Raw genomic sequence first — 15,493 nt, 5'->3', positions numbered from 1 at the left:
ACTATGCCTTCGCTTTCTTCTTCTTCGGCCTGAGCACGTGGACGTGGTCAGCGTCATAGAGGGCTGAATCGCGGAAGTCCTGTGCGGGCTTCAAGGCATGGCCAACGAAAATCAGCGCCGTTCGAGTGATCTTGGACTTGCGTACCTTGTCGGCTATGTCTGATAGGGTTCCGTGGATGAAGGCCTGATCCGGCCAGCTGACCCGATAGGCCACGATGACAGGACAATCTGCGCCATATAGTGGAGTCAGCTGACGTTCTATTTCTCTCAAATTCCGGATTGAAAGATGGATTGCCAGCGTTGCGCCGCTCTTGCCCAGAGTTTCCAGGTCTTCGTTGTTCGGCATGGCCGAACTCTTCATGGTCGTGCGGGTCACGATGACCGTCTGCGCGACTTCTGGAATGGTCAGCTCTGTTTTCAAGGCTGCAGCGGCTGCGGCAAATGCCGGAACGCCGGGCGTGACTTCATAGTCGATGCCAAGGGCATCAAGGCGTCGTATCTGTTCAGCGGTCGCACCATAAATTGACGGGTCGCCGGAGTGAACACGAGCTACATCGAACCCCTTTTCATGCGCGGCTTCGATTTCTGCCACGATCTCATCTAGCGTCATCGGAGCTGTATCTATCACGCGAGCATCCTCTGGAGCGGCAGCAACGATCTGCTCGGGCACCAATGAACCTGCATAGAGGCAAACTGGGCAGGACTGGATCAATTTTAATCCGCGCACAGTGATGAGATCTGGATCGCCGGGACCAGCACCGATGAAATGAACGGTCATGCCGCGTCTCCCGTGTCTTCGTTGGGCGCATCGATGCGCTTGGCATAGCCGCGCGGTGTGTAAACGAATGGCTTGCCATCGCCTTTCATCACGCAGCGACTGTTGGATGAACCGACCAGCACCGTTGTCAGCATGTCGACTTCGTCAACGGTGAGAGCTTCCAGTGTGGTGACGCTGACTTTTTCCTCTGGTCGCCCGAGATTAAATCCGAGGACCACCGGCGTTTCGGCAGGTCGGTGCTTCAACAGGATTTCGCGTGCGGCCGCAAGTTGAGAGCGCCGCCGCATGGACACCGGATTGTAAAAGGCGATGACGAAGTCACCTTCTGCAGCGGCTTTCAGGCGTCGTTCGATGGCATCCCACGGCGTCAGCAGATCGGACAGTGAAATGGCGCAAAAATCATGTCCAAGAGGCGCACCAATGCGAGCCGAAGCAGCCTGAAGGGCAGAAATACCTGGCGCGTTGATAATCGACACCCGTCGGGCTGCATCGCTGACACCTCCATTATCCAGCGGCCTGTCCAGCAGTTCATATACAAGTGAACCCATCGCATAAATGCCGGAATCCCCGGAGCACACCAGAGCCACATTCCGGCCTTCGCCTGCACGTTCCAGCGCGAACCTGACCCGGTCCTGTTCTGCACCGAGTGGGAAATTATGGTGGGTCTTGCCGGTGATATGGGCTGCGACTATTTCCAAGTAGAGGGAATAGCCGACGATGTCTTCTGCTTCAGCCAGCAGCTTGGTGGCTTCTGGCGTGCGCCAATCATCTGAACCGGGTCCGATTCCAATCACTGAGAGATGGCCTCTTGCACGACCCGCCGTCTTCGGATCGACGGGCGCGGATGCTCGGGCAATGGCCACAGTGGCATTGGCGGTCTTTTTCTTGTCGACGATCAAAAGACCATCGGCCCCAATGCCAGCCAGCGCTGCGCCTTCGCTCACTCCGTGACAGCCGACTTCCGCGAACACAATATCCGACGGATTCTTAAGCCGACCTGATTCTGCTTCAAGGCGTTCTGCGGTGAACACCCGGAATGGGACATCAAGGCGGTGAGCAAGCATGTTCATCGCAGGCTCATCCGCCTTCAAGTCAAGGCTCGCGACGCAAGCAATACTTCCCTTGGCAATCTTGGCTTCGGCAAGCGCACCCTCAACCAGCTCGATCAGCTCGTCTGCAGGGCATCCACGAGCGCAGCCAACTCCAATCACGTGCGATTGTGGGTGGTAGACCAAACGCGTCGGGGAGCCCTTGTCGTCCTCGTCTGTCACGATCAAGGTGATGGCAGCCGTCTCAGATTGCGGAAGATCTGCAGCCTTGAGCCAATCTGCAGTGCCTTCAATGCGCACGGTGGCTCCTGAAAGAAGCTCGGCTACAACCGGTTTTGCATCTTGAGGATTGGCCAGCGTCCAGCCTTTTGGCGGCATATCAAGCGCAATCCCGAGGGCGGTGTCTCCCGCGGTCGTGACTGCCACATGCCCATTCAAGGTTTCCGCAATCCTGCGCGCCAGATCATTGGCACCATTATGGCCGCCGAGAAGCGGGACAACACTCTGCCCGTCTTCTGAAATGGAAATGATCGGCGGCTCTTTGCGTTTGTCCTGAAGCACTGGAGCCAAAGCACGGATCAATATGCCGCTGGCACAGACGCCTATGATTGGACTGCCAGCGGCAAAGAGCATGCGGATGTGATCGATGGTTTCGCTGAACAGCGTATCGGCTGTGCGTATCCGCCCGGCAAGGCCATGAATGGCAGAACCCGGCAGACTGGCTTCGATACGTTGCGCGGTCTCAAGACCGGCGGAGTTCAGGACGAGAACGATGGGGGAAGCGTCCACGCTTCGTCTCCCTTGTAGATGAGGATCGTGGAAAAATACGGAGCGGTGTCGGTATCGAGGTCTGCGAGCCGTGAGACTTTTTGTTCCGGAAGGCTGGCCCGTTCGACATATCCAGCCTTGTCGAGCAGGTCGAGATCAGAAAGCAAAGCCTTCAAGCGGGCCAAGTGACGCCCGACCTTCATGATTGCGACAGCTTGTGCGTTGTCGATACGTGTCCGGATTTCGTCGTTGGGAAGAGGTCCGGGGATGACGGTTAGAATATCGGTACGACTTGTCAGCGGGCGTTGAAGCTGCGCAGCGCATGCAGTCAGCGAGGTGACGCCCGGAACAATTTCGCAGGGAAACTGGCCTGATAGGCGCTCGAAGAGGTACATGAAGGAGCCGTAGAAGAACGGATCGCCTTCACACAGGACAACAACATCTTCGCCGGATTTCAGAACGGTTGAGATTTCTGATGAGGCCTTGTCGTAGATCCGCTGTGCTGGAAACCTGTCGACGCGCATTGGAACGATGATCGGAATTTCTTGAATGCCCGCTGGAATGAAATCCGAGGCGATGGATCGCGCAAAACTTGGACCCGTGTCTGGTGCCGGATAGGCGATAACGCGTGCGTTTGAGATCAGCCGATGAGCTTTCAGGGTCATCAGTTCAGGATCGCCAGGGCCGAGGCCAATGCCGTACAGAATACCGCTCATGACTGTTCCTGGCTCCCTTTGACCAGAGCCCATTGTGTTACCGGCATATGGGGTCGCCAGCCGGTGAGGTGGCCGACAGGGCTGGCTCGCTGTATGGAAAGCCGTGTGAGCTCGCCGCCATAGCGTTGATGGGCGCCCAAAAGCACAGCTTCACTTTCCAGGGTCACTGCATTTGCGACCAGTCGCCCACCTGGGGTTAGCGCCTTGTGACAAGCGTCAATCATTCCTGCCGCAGTAAGCCCGCCGCCGATGAAAATGGCGTCAGGCTTTGCAAGCTCTTCCAAGGCCTCCGGAGCCTGTGCATTCTTGAGTTCAAAGCCTGGCACTCCAAGGGCAACAGCGTTTTCTGCGGCTATGGTACGTCGATCATCATGCGGTTCCAGGCCGATGGCCTTTGCGCCTCTGGCGGAACGCATCCATTCAATGCCGATGGAGCCACATCCAGAACCGATGTCCCAAAGGCAAGCATCCGGATGAGGCATCAGCGCGGCAAGGGTAACTGCGCGCACTTCCCGCTTGGTCATTTTGCCATCGTGCCGGAATGCGTCATCAGGAAGTCCTGGCGTGCGTGGAAGAAACCGCGTGCCGGGGTCTGCCACGACATCAAGTGCCAGCGTGTGGAAGTTATCGACTGCCTCGGTCCAGCCTTCCGCAGTTGACGACACAAGCCGTTCGTCGGACCCGCCCATTTTCTCCAGAACGTGCATGCGGGTGTGGCCAAAGCCTCCGTCGGCGAGAATATCTGCGACCTGCTGTGGGGTTTCGCCGTTGCTTGTCAGAGCCAGGATACGGGCACCTGGATAAAGGAAGCTGCGCAGCGTCTCAACGGGTCTGCCATGCAGGGAAATGCAGTCCACATTCTGTAAAGGCCAGCGCAGCCTGGCTGCTGCAAGCTGGAAAGCGGATGTCGTTGGCAGGACACGCATTTCGTCTGCGGAGAAATGTCCAGCGAGGGCCGAGCCGATGCCGAACCATTGCGGGTCGCCGGTGGCAAGAATGGCGACTGGGGTGCCTGCAAGGGATTTCAGCTCGTCGTAAACGGCGGAAAACGGACTGGGCCAGTGGCGCTTTTCACCGGAAATATCGCCTGCCAGCGCAAAGTGGCGGTCACTGCCATAGACGATTTTCGCAGCCGACAGCAGTGCGCATGCCGGCTCCTGCAGGTCACCGTCTTTACCGAGCCCGATCAGGGAAAGCCAGGGCGGGTTCATTTTGGCATCCGCCGTCATTTGGAATCCAATGCGTAAGGACGCCGAGGCTTGGGCGCATCCAGTTCCTGAGGTGTTTTTTCATCCACGCCGCGATGAGAAAGCATGCCGTGCGACCGCTTGTGCAGGTTTCCATCTCCATCGACGGGCCCACCATGGGAAAGGAAACCGCGCGATCTGATCGGCTGTTTGTTCGACGTCGACAGCCTACCTGTCTTTTTTGTGAGGTCAGCCATGGGGGCTTTCCTCAGGTAAACCGGCTGCGATTGCGTTGACGGCTGCGGCTGCCATGGCAGAGCCGCCACGACGATTCTTAATCGCCAAGTAAGGCAGGGCGAAAGGATTTTCTGCAAGCGCGACCTTGGATTCTGCTGCGCCGACGAAGCCGACTGGGAACCCAAGAATGACAGCTGGTTTTGGTCCGCCAGTTGCGATTAGCTCAAGGAGATGGAACAAGGCGGTTGGCGCATTGCCAATGGCAACAACAGCGCCGTCGAGATTGTCACGCCAGAGTTCGACAGCTGCTGCTGATCGGGTCGTGCCCAGTTCTTTGGCAAGGCTTGGAACTTGCTCGTCATTCAACGTGCAGATCACTTGATTATCCGCCGGCAGTCTGGAGCGAATAATGCCATGGGCAACCATCTCTACATCGGTGAATACAGGCGCGCCACGGGCCAAGGCTTCATGCCCAGTTGCCACCGCATCAGCGGAGAACATCAGGTCATCAACGATGTCCGTCATACCGCAAGCATGTATCAGGCGGATCGCAACAGGCACCATATCTCTCGGTAACCGATCAAGATCAGCCTCTACGCGCACGAGTGAAAACGACTGCCGATAAATCTCGGCAGGATCGTGCTCATAGCTATAAAGAAGACCTGATGTTTCCGCCGTGCTCACTTTTTGATGCCTGTTTCCATGGACTTTGGCCCCAGTGGGTGATCCGCATGCGGGTAAGGGTGATGGTGGTGACCATGGTCGCCTGAATGATCATGAGAGTGATCTTTCGCATCATGCGAGTGATCGTGCCCGCCATCATGACTATGGTCATGGCTGTGATCATGGTGATGATGCGCAGCAGCCTTCACTTTGGCTTCGCAGGCACCAGTGCAGAACTCTTCGCATAATTTACATTCAGCTTCCGCGCCAAGGCCTTCCACATGGTGGTGGTGGCTTTCTTGAGCTAAGCCAACTTCGGCTTCGAAGCCAAGTACTTGCTCGCGATATTTACACATCTGGCAGTTCATCACATTGGCGCCCTGCAGGATTTCCTGCACCCGGTCTGCCATTGTGTCGATCACTTGTGGGTGGTCGTTGAGATAGCCAGCCTTGATGAACTCGATATTCGGATAGCGTTCGGCCACGCCGTCAGCAGCGGTGTAAATCCGTTGTACCAGAACGCCGGTAAAGAGGAAGTACGGGAAGACGATGATGCGCTTGTAGCCAAGCTTTGCCGCATGTTCGAGGCCGGGGGTCACAAGAGGGAATGTCACGCCGGAGTAGCAGGTTTCGGCCCAGCCAAATCCCATGCCTTCCCAAAGCAGACGTGTAATCTTGGCAACATTGGAGTTCGCATCCGGGTCAGATGCGCCGCGACCGACAACCATCAAAAGCGTTTCATGGCGTGGGACATCGCTGGCAGCTGCATCCAGGGCTTCCTGAATGCGTGCGCCTGCGGCATGCACCATGCGCACATCCACGGCCAGTTCCCGGCCATAGGTGATCTTCATGTCGGGATGCTGCGCCTGATAGGTGTTCAGCACCGAGGGAATGTCGTTTTTGGCATGACCTGCGGCAAACAGCATACCTGGAACAGCAAGCACATGCGTGCAGCCTTGCTCGTGCAGCTTGTTGAGCCCGTCGTGAATGACCGGGTTTGCGAATTCCAGGTAACCATATTCAACAGGCCACTGTGGGAACCGCTTGCGCAGTCCCTCTGCTAGCCTGGCGAATTGTTTGACTGCGCCCTTGTTGCGGCTGCCATGGCCGCAGATCATCAGGCCGAGTTTTTCGGTCATCAAGCTGCCTCTGCTTCGGGCTTAGCATCGGCCTGAGTTTCGTCGTCTTGTCCAGATGCGTCTTTTTTGCGCCCCTTGAGGGCTGCAACACCGGCAACAAGAGCAGCGCCAGCCAGAGCTATTACCCCAATCCAGTGGGAATGCCCGGCGAGTTCGCCCAGATGTCCGGGGTGAGCCATCGCCAGAGATGGCATAGCGACTGCTATAGCAAATATGGATGTTGTCGCTAGCCAGGTGCCGAGATTGGTCATCATGACAGGCATCTCCCTCATCTTTCCTGCCGCAGCAGCAGCGGCCTTGCTCTGCGGTAACCCAAAATTCATGCGCCGTGTAGAGAGAGAAAGCGGCGCAATAAAACAAACCTTGCCACCTTTTGAGAGGCAGGGAGATCATTTTGCGTCGACAGCTCCGGACTGGGTCCCCGATCTGGGTCAACCACCACCGGAATCGCTTTCAGTCCCTCAAAGGACGCCGTCCAGTTGCGCCAAGCTAGTTGAGGTGTCCGGCAGGATCAAGCGCCAATTCCAAACGATAAATGACATGCTGGGATACAAGGCGGCTTTAGGCTCGGCGCTCTGAAGGGATGTGAATTGTAAAATAGACGTAGCGGTAATTTTTCGGCGCTGAATTGTCGCGTGACGGCTGCAGTGAAATGATACTGTTGAACGTTGCGATGAATGTGTTTTTCGGCTAATTCGCATGCATTGGGGGATTTTGATCGATGTGGCCACACAGGCGCGCAGCAGTGCAGCGAGCTAAAACAGCCGTCAAGTTTTTGACGCTGCTGCTGCTTTTGCTGAGCTCTTCGATCCCATCGGGTTTTATGCCCGAATTCAATGCGAACGGGCAGATTACGGTTGTCCTTTGTACTTCCGATGGCCTGAGATCTGTTGTTCTGAATCAAGACGGCACTGAGGTTCCTGATCCGGGCACAAACCCGAACGATGACACTGACCGCGATGATCCGGGTGGGGTTTCCGGCCTTTGTGCATTTTCGGTTCTTGGTGCAAGTGCGCTTGTGTCCGACCGGCTTGTCGTCTCGGCGCCCATCCCATCACGCAGTACTTATTGGCAATTGGGCTCGACCCAAATATGTCCTCCGGCCTCCGTTCCTTGCATTGGGGCAAGGGCACCTCCGCTTTCCATCTGACCTTCGAATTCAAACCTGAAATTTGATGTCATTCCGGCGTGCGCGGCCAAAGCTGCCCCGTATGAGCCGAGAGGAAAGCACAATGTCTGATTCACAATTCACTGCTTCGCGGCGAGCGCCAGATAGCGCGTCCAAGAGCCCATTTTATCTTGCTGCCTGGCGTTGGCATTTTTATGCAGGCCTGTTCGTTGTTCCCTTTTTGATGGCCCTTGCGATCACGGGTCTCATGATGATGCATATTGGCTATTTTGATGGTCGCGATGGCGGGTATCTCAAGATCCCGGTGCCACAAAGCTCAACAATGCTGAGCGTTTCCGAGCAGGCAGACAATGCGCTGGCTTCAATTCCCGGCAGCACCATGGTCGAGTGGCTGAAAGCAAGAGGCCCTGAAAACCCGTCGGTCTTCCGCGTTAAAGCAAATGGCGCGCAGAGCATGGTCGCTGTTGATCCTTATACGGGAGCGGTTGTTGACAGCTGGCCCAGGCGCAGTGGCTGGTATGACTTTGCTGACAAAGTTCATGGTGATCTGATGATAGGCACCACGGGAGATCGCTTACTCGAAATTGCGGCCGGTCTGGGCATCGTGATGATCATCACTGGCCTATATTTGTGGTGGCCACGGGAGGGATCTTTCCTGCATGCCTTTGTGCCGAACCTTCGGGCGTCCGGACGGGAACTCTGGAAAAGCCTGCATACAGTCGTTGGTGTTTATGTCTCGATCTTCCTGTTGCTTTTTCTGATCACCGGCATGTCATGGACCGGCATCTGGGGCAGCAAGATCATGCAGGCCTGGAGCACATTTCCGGCAGAAAAATGGGACAATGTTCCGCTGTCTGACGACATCCACGCATCCATGAACCACGCTCCTCGCGAGGATGTGCCATGGGCGCTTGAACAAACGCCTATGCCAGCGTCTGGCTCTGATGCGGGTGGCACAAGCATTGTCAGTGGCGCACCGGTCACAATCAACAGCATTGCCGTTCTTGCGCAGGATCTGGGCTTCAATGCCCGCTACCGGGTTTCTTATCCAAACGGCGACAAGGGCGTCTGGACGATCAACCAGGATACCATGAGTGCGGATGCCGAGGATCCATTCTCGGATCGTACGGTCCATATTGATCAGTACAGCGGCAATGTTCTGGCAAACGTGGGGTTTGCTGACTACTCTCTTGCCGGAAAGGCAATGGCGGTTGGAACCCCATTTCACATGGGCCTCATGGGGCTTTGGAATCTGATCTTGAACACGCTGATCTGCTTGTCGGTCATTTTCCTGTCAGTCAGCGGTGTGGTCATGTGGTGGATGCGGCGTCCGGCGAAATCCGCAGCCCGATTCTTTGCTCCAAAGGTCCCTGAAAACCGTCCACATTGGCGTGAAGGCATGGTGGTGATGCTGATTGTGTCTCTGGCATTTCCACTGGCCGGCCTGACTTTGATCGCAGCTCTCGTGCTTGATCTGTTGGTCTTGTCCCGGATACCTGCGTTGCGCAAAGCCTTCGCATAAAACCATCAACCACCTGGCTTGATAGGCTCAGGCCAGGTGGTTAGGCAACAGCCCAATCTCTCGCGTCGTCCCGAGCGCCGATAAGGGCAAGACCTGTAGCGATGGAGGAAAGCTCTTCTCCTCCCGCCAGCCGCTCGCTGCCAAATCTGTTTTGAAACATGGATCTGAGCGCTGGTACGAAGGATGTTCCGCCTGTCATGAACACCTGGTCAACGTCAGTGTCTTTAAGGCCGGCAGCGTTCAAGGTCTGGCTCAGAGCCTTGTTGATACGAGACAGGTCGTCGGCAATCCAGCTATCGAAATCGCTCCGGGAGATGTTAACGGCAAAGTCTTTGCCGAGCGGTTCGAAGCGAAACTCTGTGCTGTCCTGACTGGAGAGCAGGGCTTTGGCTTCCGAGACAGCTTTATAGAGCGGATAGCCCTGATCTTCGTCCACAAGATCAATGAAGAGCTCGACTTTGTCGGGCTCCAGGCACCAGCGCAGCAGCTTTTTCATTTCCTTGTAGTCGTTGGATGTCTTGAAGATCGACAAAAGGTGCCAGCGCGCGAAATTCGAAAACAGATTTGGCGGGATTTCAAGTTCTTTGCCCATGCTCTTGTACAGGCTGCCTTTGCCGAGTTCTGGCAGGATGACATTATCGATGATGCGGTAATCGAACGTGTCTCCGGCAATGCCAATGCCGCCTCTGCCGATTGGGTTGGCTTTCAGGACGCCGTTTTTGCGTGAAAATCGCATGAGGGAGTAATCACTGGTGCCCCCGCCGAAATCGGCGACCAGAACAGTTGCGTCTTCTTCAAGGCGCCGCGCAAATGAAAAGGCCGCTGCGACTGGTTCGTAGACGAACAGCACCTCTTCGAAACCAAAGCCTTCCAGAGCCCGCCGGTAACGCGCCATGGCAAGGTCTTCATCAGGCGATCCGCCTGCAAAAATAACCGGACGCCCGACGACCATTCGAGAGCCTGCAGTAACCATCGGCGCGTTCAGGTGATCGAAGGCACGGCCGAGAAAAGCGTTCATCAGCGCTTCGAAATTATAGGGCTGACCGTAAACGCCTGTTCCCTTGAATTGCTTGCTGGCAACGAAGGTTTTGAGTGACTGAATAAACCGCACATCGCCCATGTGTTCGATAAATTGCTGGATCGCCCAGGGTCCGACTTCAGCGAGTGCCTGATTGTCAGGAGACTGATCCAGAAAACTCAAGATCGTCGCAATGCCGGGGTAGATCTCCGAGCCTGCTCCGAATTGTAACTGTGCAGCACTGTTGTTGTCTCCAATCGCCGCAAGCACAGTGTTGGAGGTTCCGAAGTCGAGACCATAGGCTTTGGACATGGGGATGCCTTGAAACTGAGTTGCCAAATGGAACGGCAGGGTTCCTGCTTGGCCGCAGGGAGTGGAAAGAAGGGCAGGCTATGTACCTTTGCAACGGAGTTTGCGCAAGCCTGTATCCGTGGTTGACCACATGGGAAATTACAAACTTTGATCGTGATTGATGTTCGTTGTTGATCTGACCTAGTGTGAGAGGAGTTCATACAAGGGGGGAGTGTCACCTTGACCAGTCATTTGGTGTTTACAGTGATTGCACACGACAGACCGGGACTGGTTGATCGTTTGGCGGAGGCCATTGCGGATGTCGGTGGAAATTGGGTCGAAAGCTCCATGGCACGGCTTGGGGGAGAGTTTGCTGGTATCGTCAGGGTACAAATAGACGAAGCCTCACTCGCCGATTTGCACCAACGCTTCGATGCTTTGCTGGCCGATGGAATTGCCATCACATTGCGGGTTGATGCTAGATCAGGCGATCGGGTTACTGGAAAAGCGGCTCATCTCGATCTGGTCTCTCAGGATCATCCGGGCGTCCTCAGGCAGATCACAAAGGTCTTGCGAGATAGGAATGTGAGCATTGTTCAACTTGAGACTATGGTGGAAGCGGGTTCGATGTCCGGAGAAGCCATGTTCAAGGCCGCCGCTGACTTGCATCTGCCGGAGGGTCTAGAACCTCTGGATCTCAGTGAGGCCCTGCAAGAAATTGCCGCTGACATGATGGCTGATATCAAATTAATTGACTGAAACAGATTGACTTACCTGCTGAATATAAGGGTCGCAGCGTGTTTGCAGATTCTGTCAGGTCGTGGAGCGTTGAACGTGTCTGCAAATGTTTATAAGTCCGATCTTGCATTTTTAGGTAAAAAATCTGGGTGCTAGCGTTTCCGGGCCACACGTTTGGTGTGGAGAATCGGGACACCGGCATTCATGGCCTACATCGCATGTGCCCCCACGTCTTCGGATGGAGCCATCAACGAGCTTCTTCAGGGCTGGGGCAGAGATATTGCTGCTGCACGTCAATCCATGGGTTTGAGCCAGCCAGCTTGCGCAAATTGCTTGTTTTTGAGCGTTGAGACCGTTGTCGGCATTGAGAACGGCGATGCGCGCATTGGCCTTGGGGCTTTTGTAACTGTACTTTGGGCTCTTGGGCTTGTGGAGAACCTGGACGGCCCGCTCGCTCCTGTTGAGATTGAGGAAAGGCCCGTGTTTCTACCGGTAGTCGTTCCTGCTTGGCAGGTCAGCGGCGTGCCGGTTCCATATCAGCCTTCTGAATTGTGGCCCACGGCAGAGGCCGACGCTTCGGCATTAGGAAGCCTGCCAAAACAGCATTTGGGTCCTGCTGATTTTCTGTTTGAACAAGATGACAGTCAAAATTCTGCGCTTGCCGAGAAGGGGGTAGCTTCGGGAGGGGGGGCATTGGGAGCCGAAAACCCAGCTCTTGTGCCGCAGTTCAGGTCCTGGGCGCTGGCCAGCGAAAAATATGAGATCGAATTCTTGCGGGTTGCCGTCTCAGCAAATCAAGTTGCAGCCGATGTTAAGCAAATGGGTGAAACTGCCGATATAGAGCTGGACGGAAATCCAAAGTCGACGGCATCTTCAATTCCCAAGGTACGAAATCAAGGGATCTGGAAGACGATTGGCAAAATTCTGCGGCGCGGCAGGGAGTATGTTCTCAGACAGAGCGAGTGACACACTTATGTTGTCTTGCGATGTTTTTAAAAGACTGGACGATGGGCTCGAACGCAGAATTGGATCGAGCCCAGCTACAACGGTTTTAGTTTCTTATCAATGGGCCGTCATCTGGTGGACAATCTCTTTGCCGTCCAGCGCTGAGGGGTAATAAGTCGGCCAATTGGTCACTTCTTTGAGAAGACCAGCCCGGTCGTTGCCCCAGTAAAGGTGATAGTGATCGGCCTTATCAGGTGCGATACGGTGGTCGCTAAACTGGATAAAGTCTGGAGCGCCTGCGTCCCCTGCCGTCTTCTTGAAGATATAGCGAACACCGCGATTACCGGACTTATAGGTCAGGATCTCGAAGCCGTCGCCCACATATGTGCCCTTGGTTGCTTTGCCGTCTTCATAGAAGGTAATGTCCTCGTCTCCGATGACGATGCGATTGACATTGGTCTTATAGCCGATGTCGTAATAGGCACTATACTCTTCAGCTGTCTTCTTGCCATGCACAGCCTTGTGCTCCATGACGGGGGCCAGCGTCCCGTCCTGCAGATAGGGATAGACTGACTGCCAGTCTCCCTCCCAGTCTGCAAGGGTCCGCGCTTTGATCTGGTCGTTTTCAAAAATGCCTTTGTAGATATCGTTAGATGCGTGCTTGTGGCTTGAAGCCTCCGTGGTGCTTTTGGTGCTTTGAGCATGTGCCTGTGGGGCCAGGATAAGGAATGTGCCCATAGCGAGAGCGCCGATGGATTTAAAGAAAGCAGTTTGCATTCGATTAAGCCTTTGTGGAGTGCTGTCAGGATCGGGATGATTTATTTTATGTTATAACGTTACAAATATGATGTAGCCGATCCCGTGCTCTTCGACAACCGTTTTAGATTTAGTGAATTGAAGATCTCAGTCCCGGCGCATGGACCAGGACACCTGCTCATGTGTTGGCTTTGGGGAGCCGAGTATTAAAGAGAGGCAGGCCGACCTGTTGCCAGAGGTCAATCTAACAAGGGCGCAATGATTCCCCAGATCTGAGCGTTAAGCTCAAATTCTATAATCTCGGTGTGTCTTGAACTTTGATATCGAGTGCATAAACTTGAAGTACTTGGATCGATAATTTTGGATCCCACGCCAGTTTCTCAAAGAGAAAATGGCGGACAGAGAGGGATTCGAACCCTCGGAACGCTTGCACGCTCACACGCTTTCCAAGCGTGCGCCTTAAGCCACTCGGCCACCTGTCCGTTGCTGCAGTCAACCCTGCTTGCAAGTCGCGCAATATACTGAGGAAATTCGGAAGCGCAAGGACTACGGAGATGTTTTTTCCAGTCTTGTGCCAGCCTGTGGATTGTCGTTGTCTGGCTTGCCTGTTTCAGGGCAAGGCACCGATTGCTAATTAGCGTATACGTAAAAATTGCGTTAACAGCGTAAAATGAGTTACGTTATGTGGTGTTTTACGAAACCAAGGGCCACTGCGCGTGCGCTGTGGGTTTTTTTGACGCTGTTTTGTTATTGAGTGTAAATCTGACTGAGACAGGAAATATCAACGTTCAGAAACGACGTTTTGTAGAGTAGTGAGTATTGCGTAATGTTTACTGTGCTTCGTTTTTTCCTTAGGGTACTGGGGTGTTTTTTGATAGCTGCGGGTTTGGTTGCAATCATTGCTGATGGCAGCAGAAGCATTGCTCAGTCTGAGATGATACTGGTTTCAGCCGGACAATTCTGGACTGATATTGCGTCAAGCAGCCTAACACAGGTGCAACTTAGCCTGCAGCAGAGCGAGACCTCTTTTTTCTTGTATCCCGTTCTCCAAACCGTACTGACTTGGCCCCTTTGGCTGGTCTGTTCGCTTATTGGGTCGTTGTCTCTCTGGCTCGGCAGCGCGCGCGGAGAGCGTCAGGTTTCTTTCGTACTTTAAAGCTAAAGGTTCCGAAAGCGTCGCTGGGGTTTGGTCCTGAGCGTATTTGGGCTCGCATACCCACATCAAATGGCTTGGGTGACCCCATTTGTGGAGATCGCTCCTTGCCTTCTTTTTGAGAGGTGCCATCTTGTTTGTAGATGTATTGATAAATCCCCATTTGTAGAACGATGCGTGAATCAGGAATGTTCCATGTCCTTTATGACGATGCTTTCGAAGAAGTTTTCGCTTCCATCTCAGGAGGAAGCTCTTCCTGGCCGCGAGATGGCGATTGTTCCTGATGTGCCCCATGTCGTGAATGGGCGTTCCTTGGTTGGACCATTTCCCGAAGGCTATCAGTCGGTCGTACTGGGTATGGGGTGCTTTTGGGGCGCCGAGCGGCTGTTCTGGCAATTGGACGGCGTATGGGTGACGGCTGTTGGATATGCCGGTGGAGTAACGCCAAACCCAACTTACAATGAAACATGCACGGGCCGTACGGGACATACAGAAGTTTTTCTTGTCGTGTTTGCCCCTCAGATCATCTCGTTCAATGAGATTCTGAATGTGTTTTGGGAAAACCATGACCCCACACAAGGAATGCGCCAGGGCAATGATACCGGAACCCAGTATCGTTCGGCTGTCTTTGTGGCCAGCTCCGGCGATCTGGAAATTGCGGAACAGTCCCGAGACGCCTACCAAGCCGCTTTGAAGGATGCTGGGCGCAACACGAGTATCACCACCGAAGTTCGGCAGTTGGATCAGTTTTATTATGCTGAGGACTATCATCAGCAGTATCTTGCGAAGAATCCGTCCGGCTACTGTAACCTTCGGGGAACCGGCGTCAGCTGCGCAGGATGAAGTGATCGCTCATTATCAAACTTAGTGATGCTCATGTATTAAACTTGGGCTGGTGGCTGCTTTAGCTGATTAAATTTCGTTGGCACAACGAAGGGTAGGCTGAGAAGTTATACCCACTGAAATTCACGATTTTGCGAGTTTCCTGCAGAATAAACCTAGAGCTGAGCTGGAAAAACACGGTAAATATTCCGTTTAAATTATATTTTGTTAATCTAATATCGGCACCATTAGGGCAGCTAGGTTTCTGGAAATTTAGTGCTAACGCCTTGAGTTGCTCGGATATGTCTAGAAACTTTTGTGCAGTGTACTTGTTAACTGCTTGTCCCTTGATGGCCCTGACTGTTTTAAAGCCAAGGTCTTCCGGTAAAGTTGCTGTATTTTCAGCGCCTTGGGGAGAGGCAGCTTTGGACATCATCGTAAGTGCAAGAGGGCGGATCGCCTCGGCGGATCCATCTGGATGGATCATGGGTTCCGTCGCTGAAGACAATGGCTTTGTGGGGCGTCTTTATGCCTTCGGGGCATTTCTCGTTGAAACCTCGGTTGTCGCACATGGGTGTGCTG

17 protein-coding genes and 1 tRNA gene are annotated in these 15,493 nt (G+C 54.3%); 6 read left to right on the top strand and 12 right to left on the bottom strand.

What is annotated here, in order from left to right:
- Position 1: 1 nt before the first annotated feature.
- Genes cobM through V6575_RS19470 form a run of 8 tightly spaced genes read right to left on the bottom strand, consistent with a single transcriptional unit; the run spans position 2 to position 6,791 of the window.
- Positions 2 to 778 carry a precorrin-4 C(11)-methyltransferase gene (gene cobM, locus V6575_RS19505; RefSeq protein WP_340276721.1) on the bottom strand — a complete coding sequence of 259 codons (777 nt, stop codon included), beginning with the start codon at positions 776 to 778 and terminating at the stop codon, positions 2 to 4.
- Positions 775 to 2,616: a precorrin-3B C(17)-methyltransferase gene (gene cobJ, locus V6575_RS19500; RefSeq protein WP_340276719.1), complete on the bottom strand. Its 1,842-nt coding sequence runs from the start codon at positions 2,614 to 2,616 to the stop codon at positions 775 to 777. The genes cobM and cobJ overlap by 4 nt, the downstream gene beginning before the upstream one ends.
- Positions 2,586 to 3,311: a precorrin-2 C(20)-methyltransferase gene (cobI, locus tag V6575_RS19495; protein ID WP_340276718.1), complete on the bottom strand. Its 726-nt coding sequence runs from the start codon at positions 3,309 to 3,311 to the stop codon at positions 2,586 to 2,588. The genes cobJ and cobI overlap by 31 nt, the downstream gene beginning before the upstream one ends.
- Positions 3,308 to 4,540, bottom strand: a complete 1,233-nt coding sequence (gene cbiE, locus V6575_RS19490) for a precorrin-6y C5,15-methyltransferase (decarboxylating) subunit CbiE (RefSeq protein ID WP_340276716.1) — start codon at positions 4,538 to 4,540, stop codon at positions 3,308 to 3,310. Before cbiE ends, cobI begins: the two co-directional genes overlap by 4 nt.
- On the bottom strand, positions 4,537 to 4,755 hold the full coding sequence (locus V6575_RS19485) for a hypothetical protein (protein ID WP_340276714.1): 219 nt from the start codon (positions 4,753 to 4,755) through the stop codon (positions 4,537 to 4,539). The genes cbiE and V6575_RS19485 overlap by 4 nt, the downstream gene beginning before the upstream one ends.
- The gene (locus V6575_RS19480) at positions 4,748 to 5,419 is read right to left on the bottom strand and encodes a precorrin-8X methylmutase (protein ID WP_340276713.1); all 672 of its coding nucleotides are present in this window, start codon (positions 5,417 to 5,419) and stop codon (positions 4,748 to 4,750) included. The genes V6575_RS19485 and V6575_RS19480 overlap by 8 nt, the downstream gene beginning before the upstream one ends.
- Positions 5,416 to 6,537 (bottom strand): sirohydrochlorin chelatase, encoded by a 1,122-nt coding sequence (locus V6575_RS19475; protein WP_340276710.1) that lies wholly within the window; start codon positions 6,535 to 6,537, stop codon positions 5,416 to 5,418. Before V6575_RS19475 ends, V6575_RS19480 begins: the two co-directional genes overlap by 4 nt.
- Positions 6,537 to 6,791, bottom strand: coding sequence for a DUF6732 family protein (locus tag V6575_RS19470; protein WP_340276708.1), 255 nt, complete (start codon positions 6,789 to 6,791; stop codon positions 6,537 to 6,539). Before V6575_RS19470 ends, V6575_RS19475 begins: the two co-directional genes overlap by 1 nt.
- On the opposite strand from V6575_RS19470, the gene V6575_RS19465 reads away from it, so the two are divergent.
- The 3 genes from V6575_RS19465 (at position 6,790) to V6575_RS19455 (ending at position 9,188) form a co-directional block, all read left to right on the top strand.
- Entirely contained in the window at positions 6,790 to 7,116 is a 327-nt protein-coding gene (locus tag V6575_RS19465; RefSeq protein WP_340276707.1) for a hypothetical protein, read from the top strand. The two genes, V6575_RS19470 and V6575_RS19465, sit on opposite strands and share 2 nt — an antisense overlap.
- Positions 7,117 to 7,282: 166 nt before the next feature.
- Positions 7,283 to 7,687, top strand: coding sequence for a hypothetical protein (locus V6575_RS19460; RefSeq protein ID WP_340276705.1), 405 nt, complete (start codon positions 7,283 to 7,285; stop codon positions 7,685 to 7,687).
- Positions 7,688 to 7,769: 82 nt separating this feature from the next.
- On the top strand, positions 7,770 to 9,188 hold the full coding sequence (locus tag V6575_RS19455) for a PepSY-associated TM helix domain-containing protein (RefSeq protein WP_340276704.1): 1,419 nt from the start codon (positions 7,770 to 7,772) through the stop codon (positions 9,186 to 9,188).
- Between the two features lie 40 nt (positions 9,189 to 9,228).
- On the opposite strand, the gene V6575_RS19450 is transcribed toward V6575_RS19455, so the two are convergent.
- Complete coding sequence (locus tag V6575_RS19450) at positions 9,229 to 10,518, bottom strand: Hsp70 family protein (protein WP_340276702.1); 1,290 nt, start codon at positions 10,516 to 10,518, stop codon at positions 9,229 to 9,231.
- A gap of 219 nt (positions 10,519 to 10,737) precedes the next feature.
- On the opposite strand from V6575_RS19450, the gene V6575_RS19445 reads away from it, so the two are divergent.
- The gene (locus V6575_RS19445) at positions 10,738 to 11,256 is read left to right on the top strand and encodes a glycine cleavage system transcriptional repressor (RefSeq protein ID WP_340276700.1); all 519 of its coding nucleotides are present in this window, start codon (positions 10,738 to 10,740) and stop codon (positions 11,254 to 11,256) included.
- 183 nt (positions 11,257 to 11,439) lie between these two features.
- Positions 11,440 to 12,201: a helix-turn-helix domain-containing protein gene (locus tag V6575_RS19440; protein WP_340276699.1), complete on the top strand. Its 762-nt coding sequence runs from the start codon at positions 11,440 to 11,442 to the stop codon at positions 12,199 to 12,201.
- 96 nt (positions 12,202 to 12,297) lie between these two features.
- Here the strand turns inward: V6575_RS19440 and V6575_RS19435 are convergent, their stop codons facing one another.
- Both V6575_RS19435 and V6575_RS19430 read right to left on the bottom strand, forming a co-directional pair.
- Positions 12,298 to 12,957, bottom strand: coding sequence for a ZinT family metal-binding protein (locus V6575_RS19435; protein WP_340276697.1), 660 nt, complete (start codon positions 12,955 to 12,957; stop codon positions 12,298 to 12,300).
- A 371-nt stretch (positions 12,958 to 13,328) separates the two neighbouring features.
- Positions 13,329 to 13,418 (bottom strand) — tRNA-Ser (locus V6575_RS19430).
- Between the two features lie 866 nt (positions 13,419 to 14,284).
- On the opposite strand from V6575_RS19430, the gene msrA reads away from it, so the two are divergent.
- Positions 14,285 to 14,932, top strand: coding sequence for a peptide-methionine (S)-S-oxide reductase MsrA (gene msrA, locus V6575_RS19425; protein ID WP_340276695.1), 648 nt, complete (start codon positions 14,285 to 14,287; stop codon positions 14,930 to 14,932).
- Between the two features lie 61 nt (positions 14,933 to 14,993).
- Here the strand turns inward: msrA and V6575_RS19420 are convergent, their stop codons facing one another.
- Positions 14,994 to 15,398 (bottom strand): hypothetical protein, encoded by a 405-nt coding sequence (locus tag V6575_RS19420; protein ID WP_340276694.1) that lies wholly within the window; start codon positions 15,396 to 15,398, stop codon positions 14,994 to 14,996.
- Positions 15,399 to 15,493 lie beyond the last annotated feature (95 nt).

Source organism: Roseibium algae, assembly GCF_037783265.1.
In the GTDB taxonomy this organism is placed as follows: domain Bacteria; phylum Pseudomonadota; class Alphaproteobacteria; order Rhizobiales; family Stappiaceae; genus Roseibium; species Roseibium algae.
Note: the sequence above shows the minus strand (reverse complement) of the source record. Positions and strands in the feature narration are given on the sequence as shown.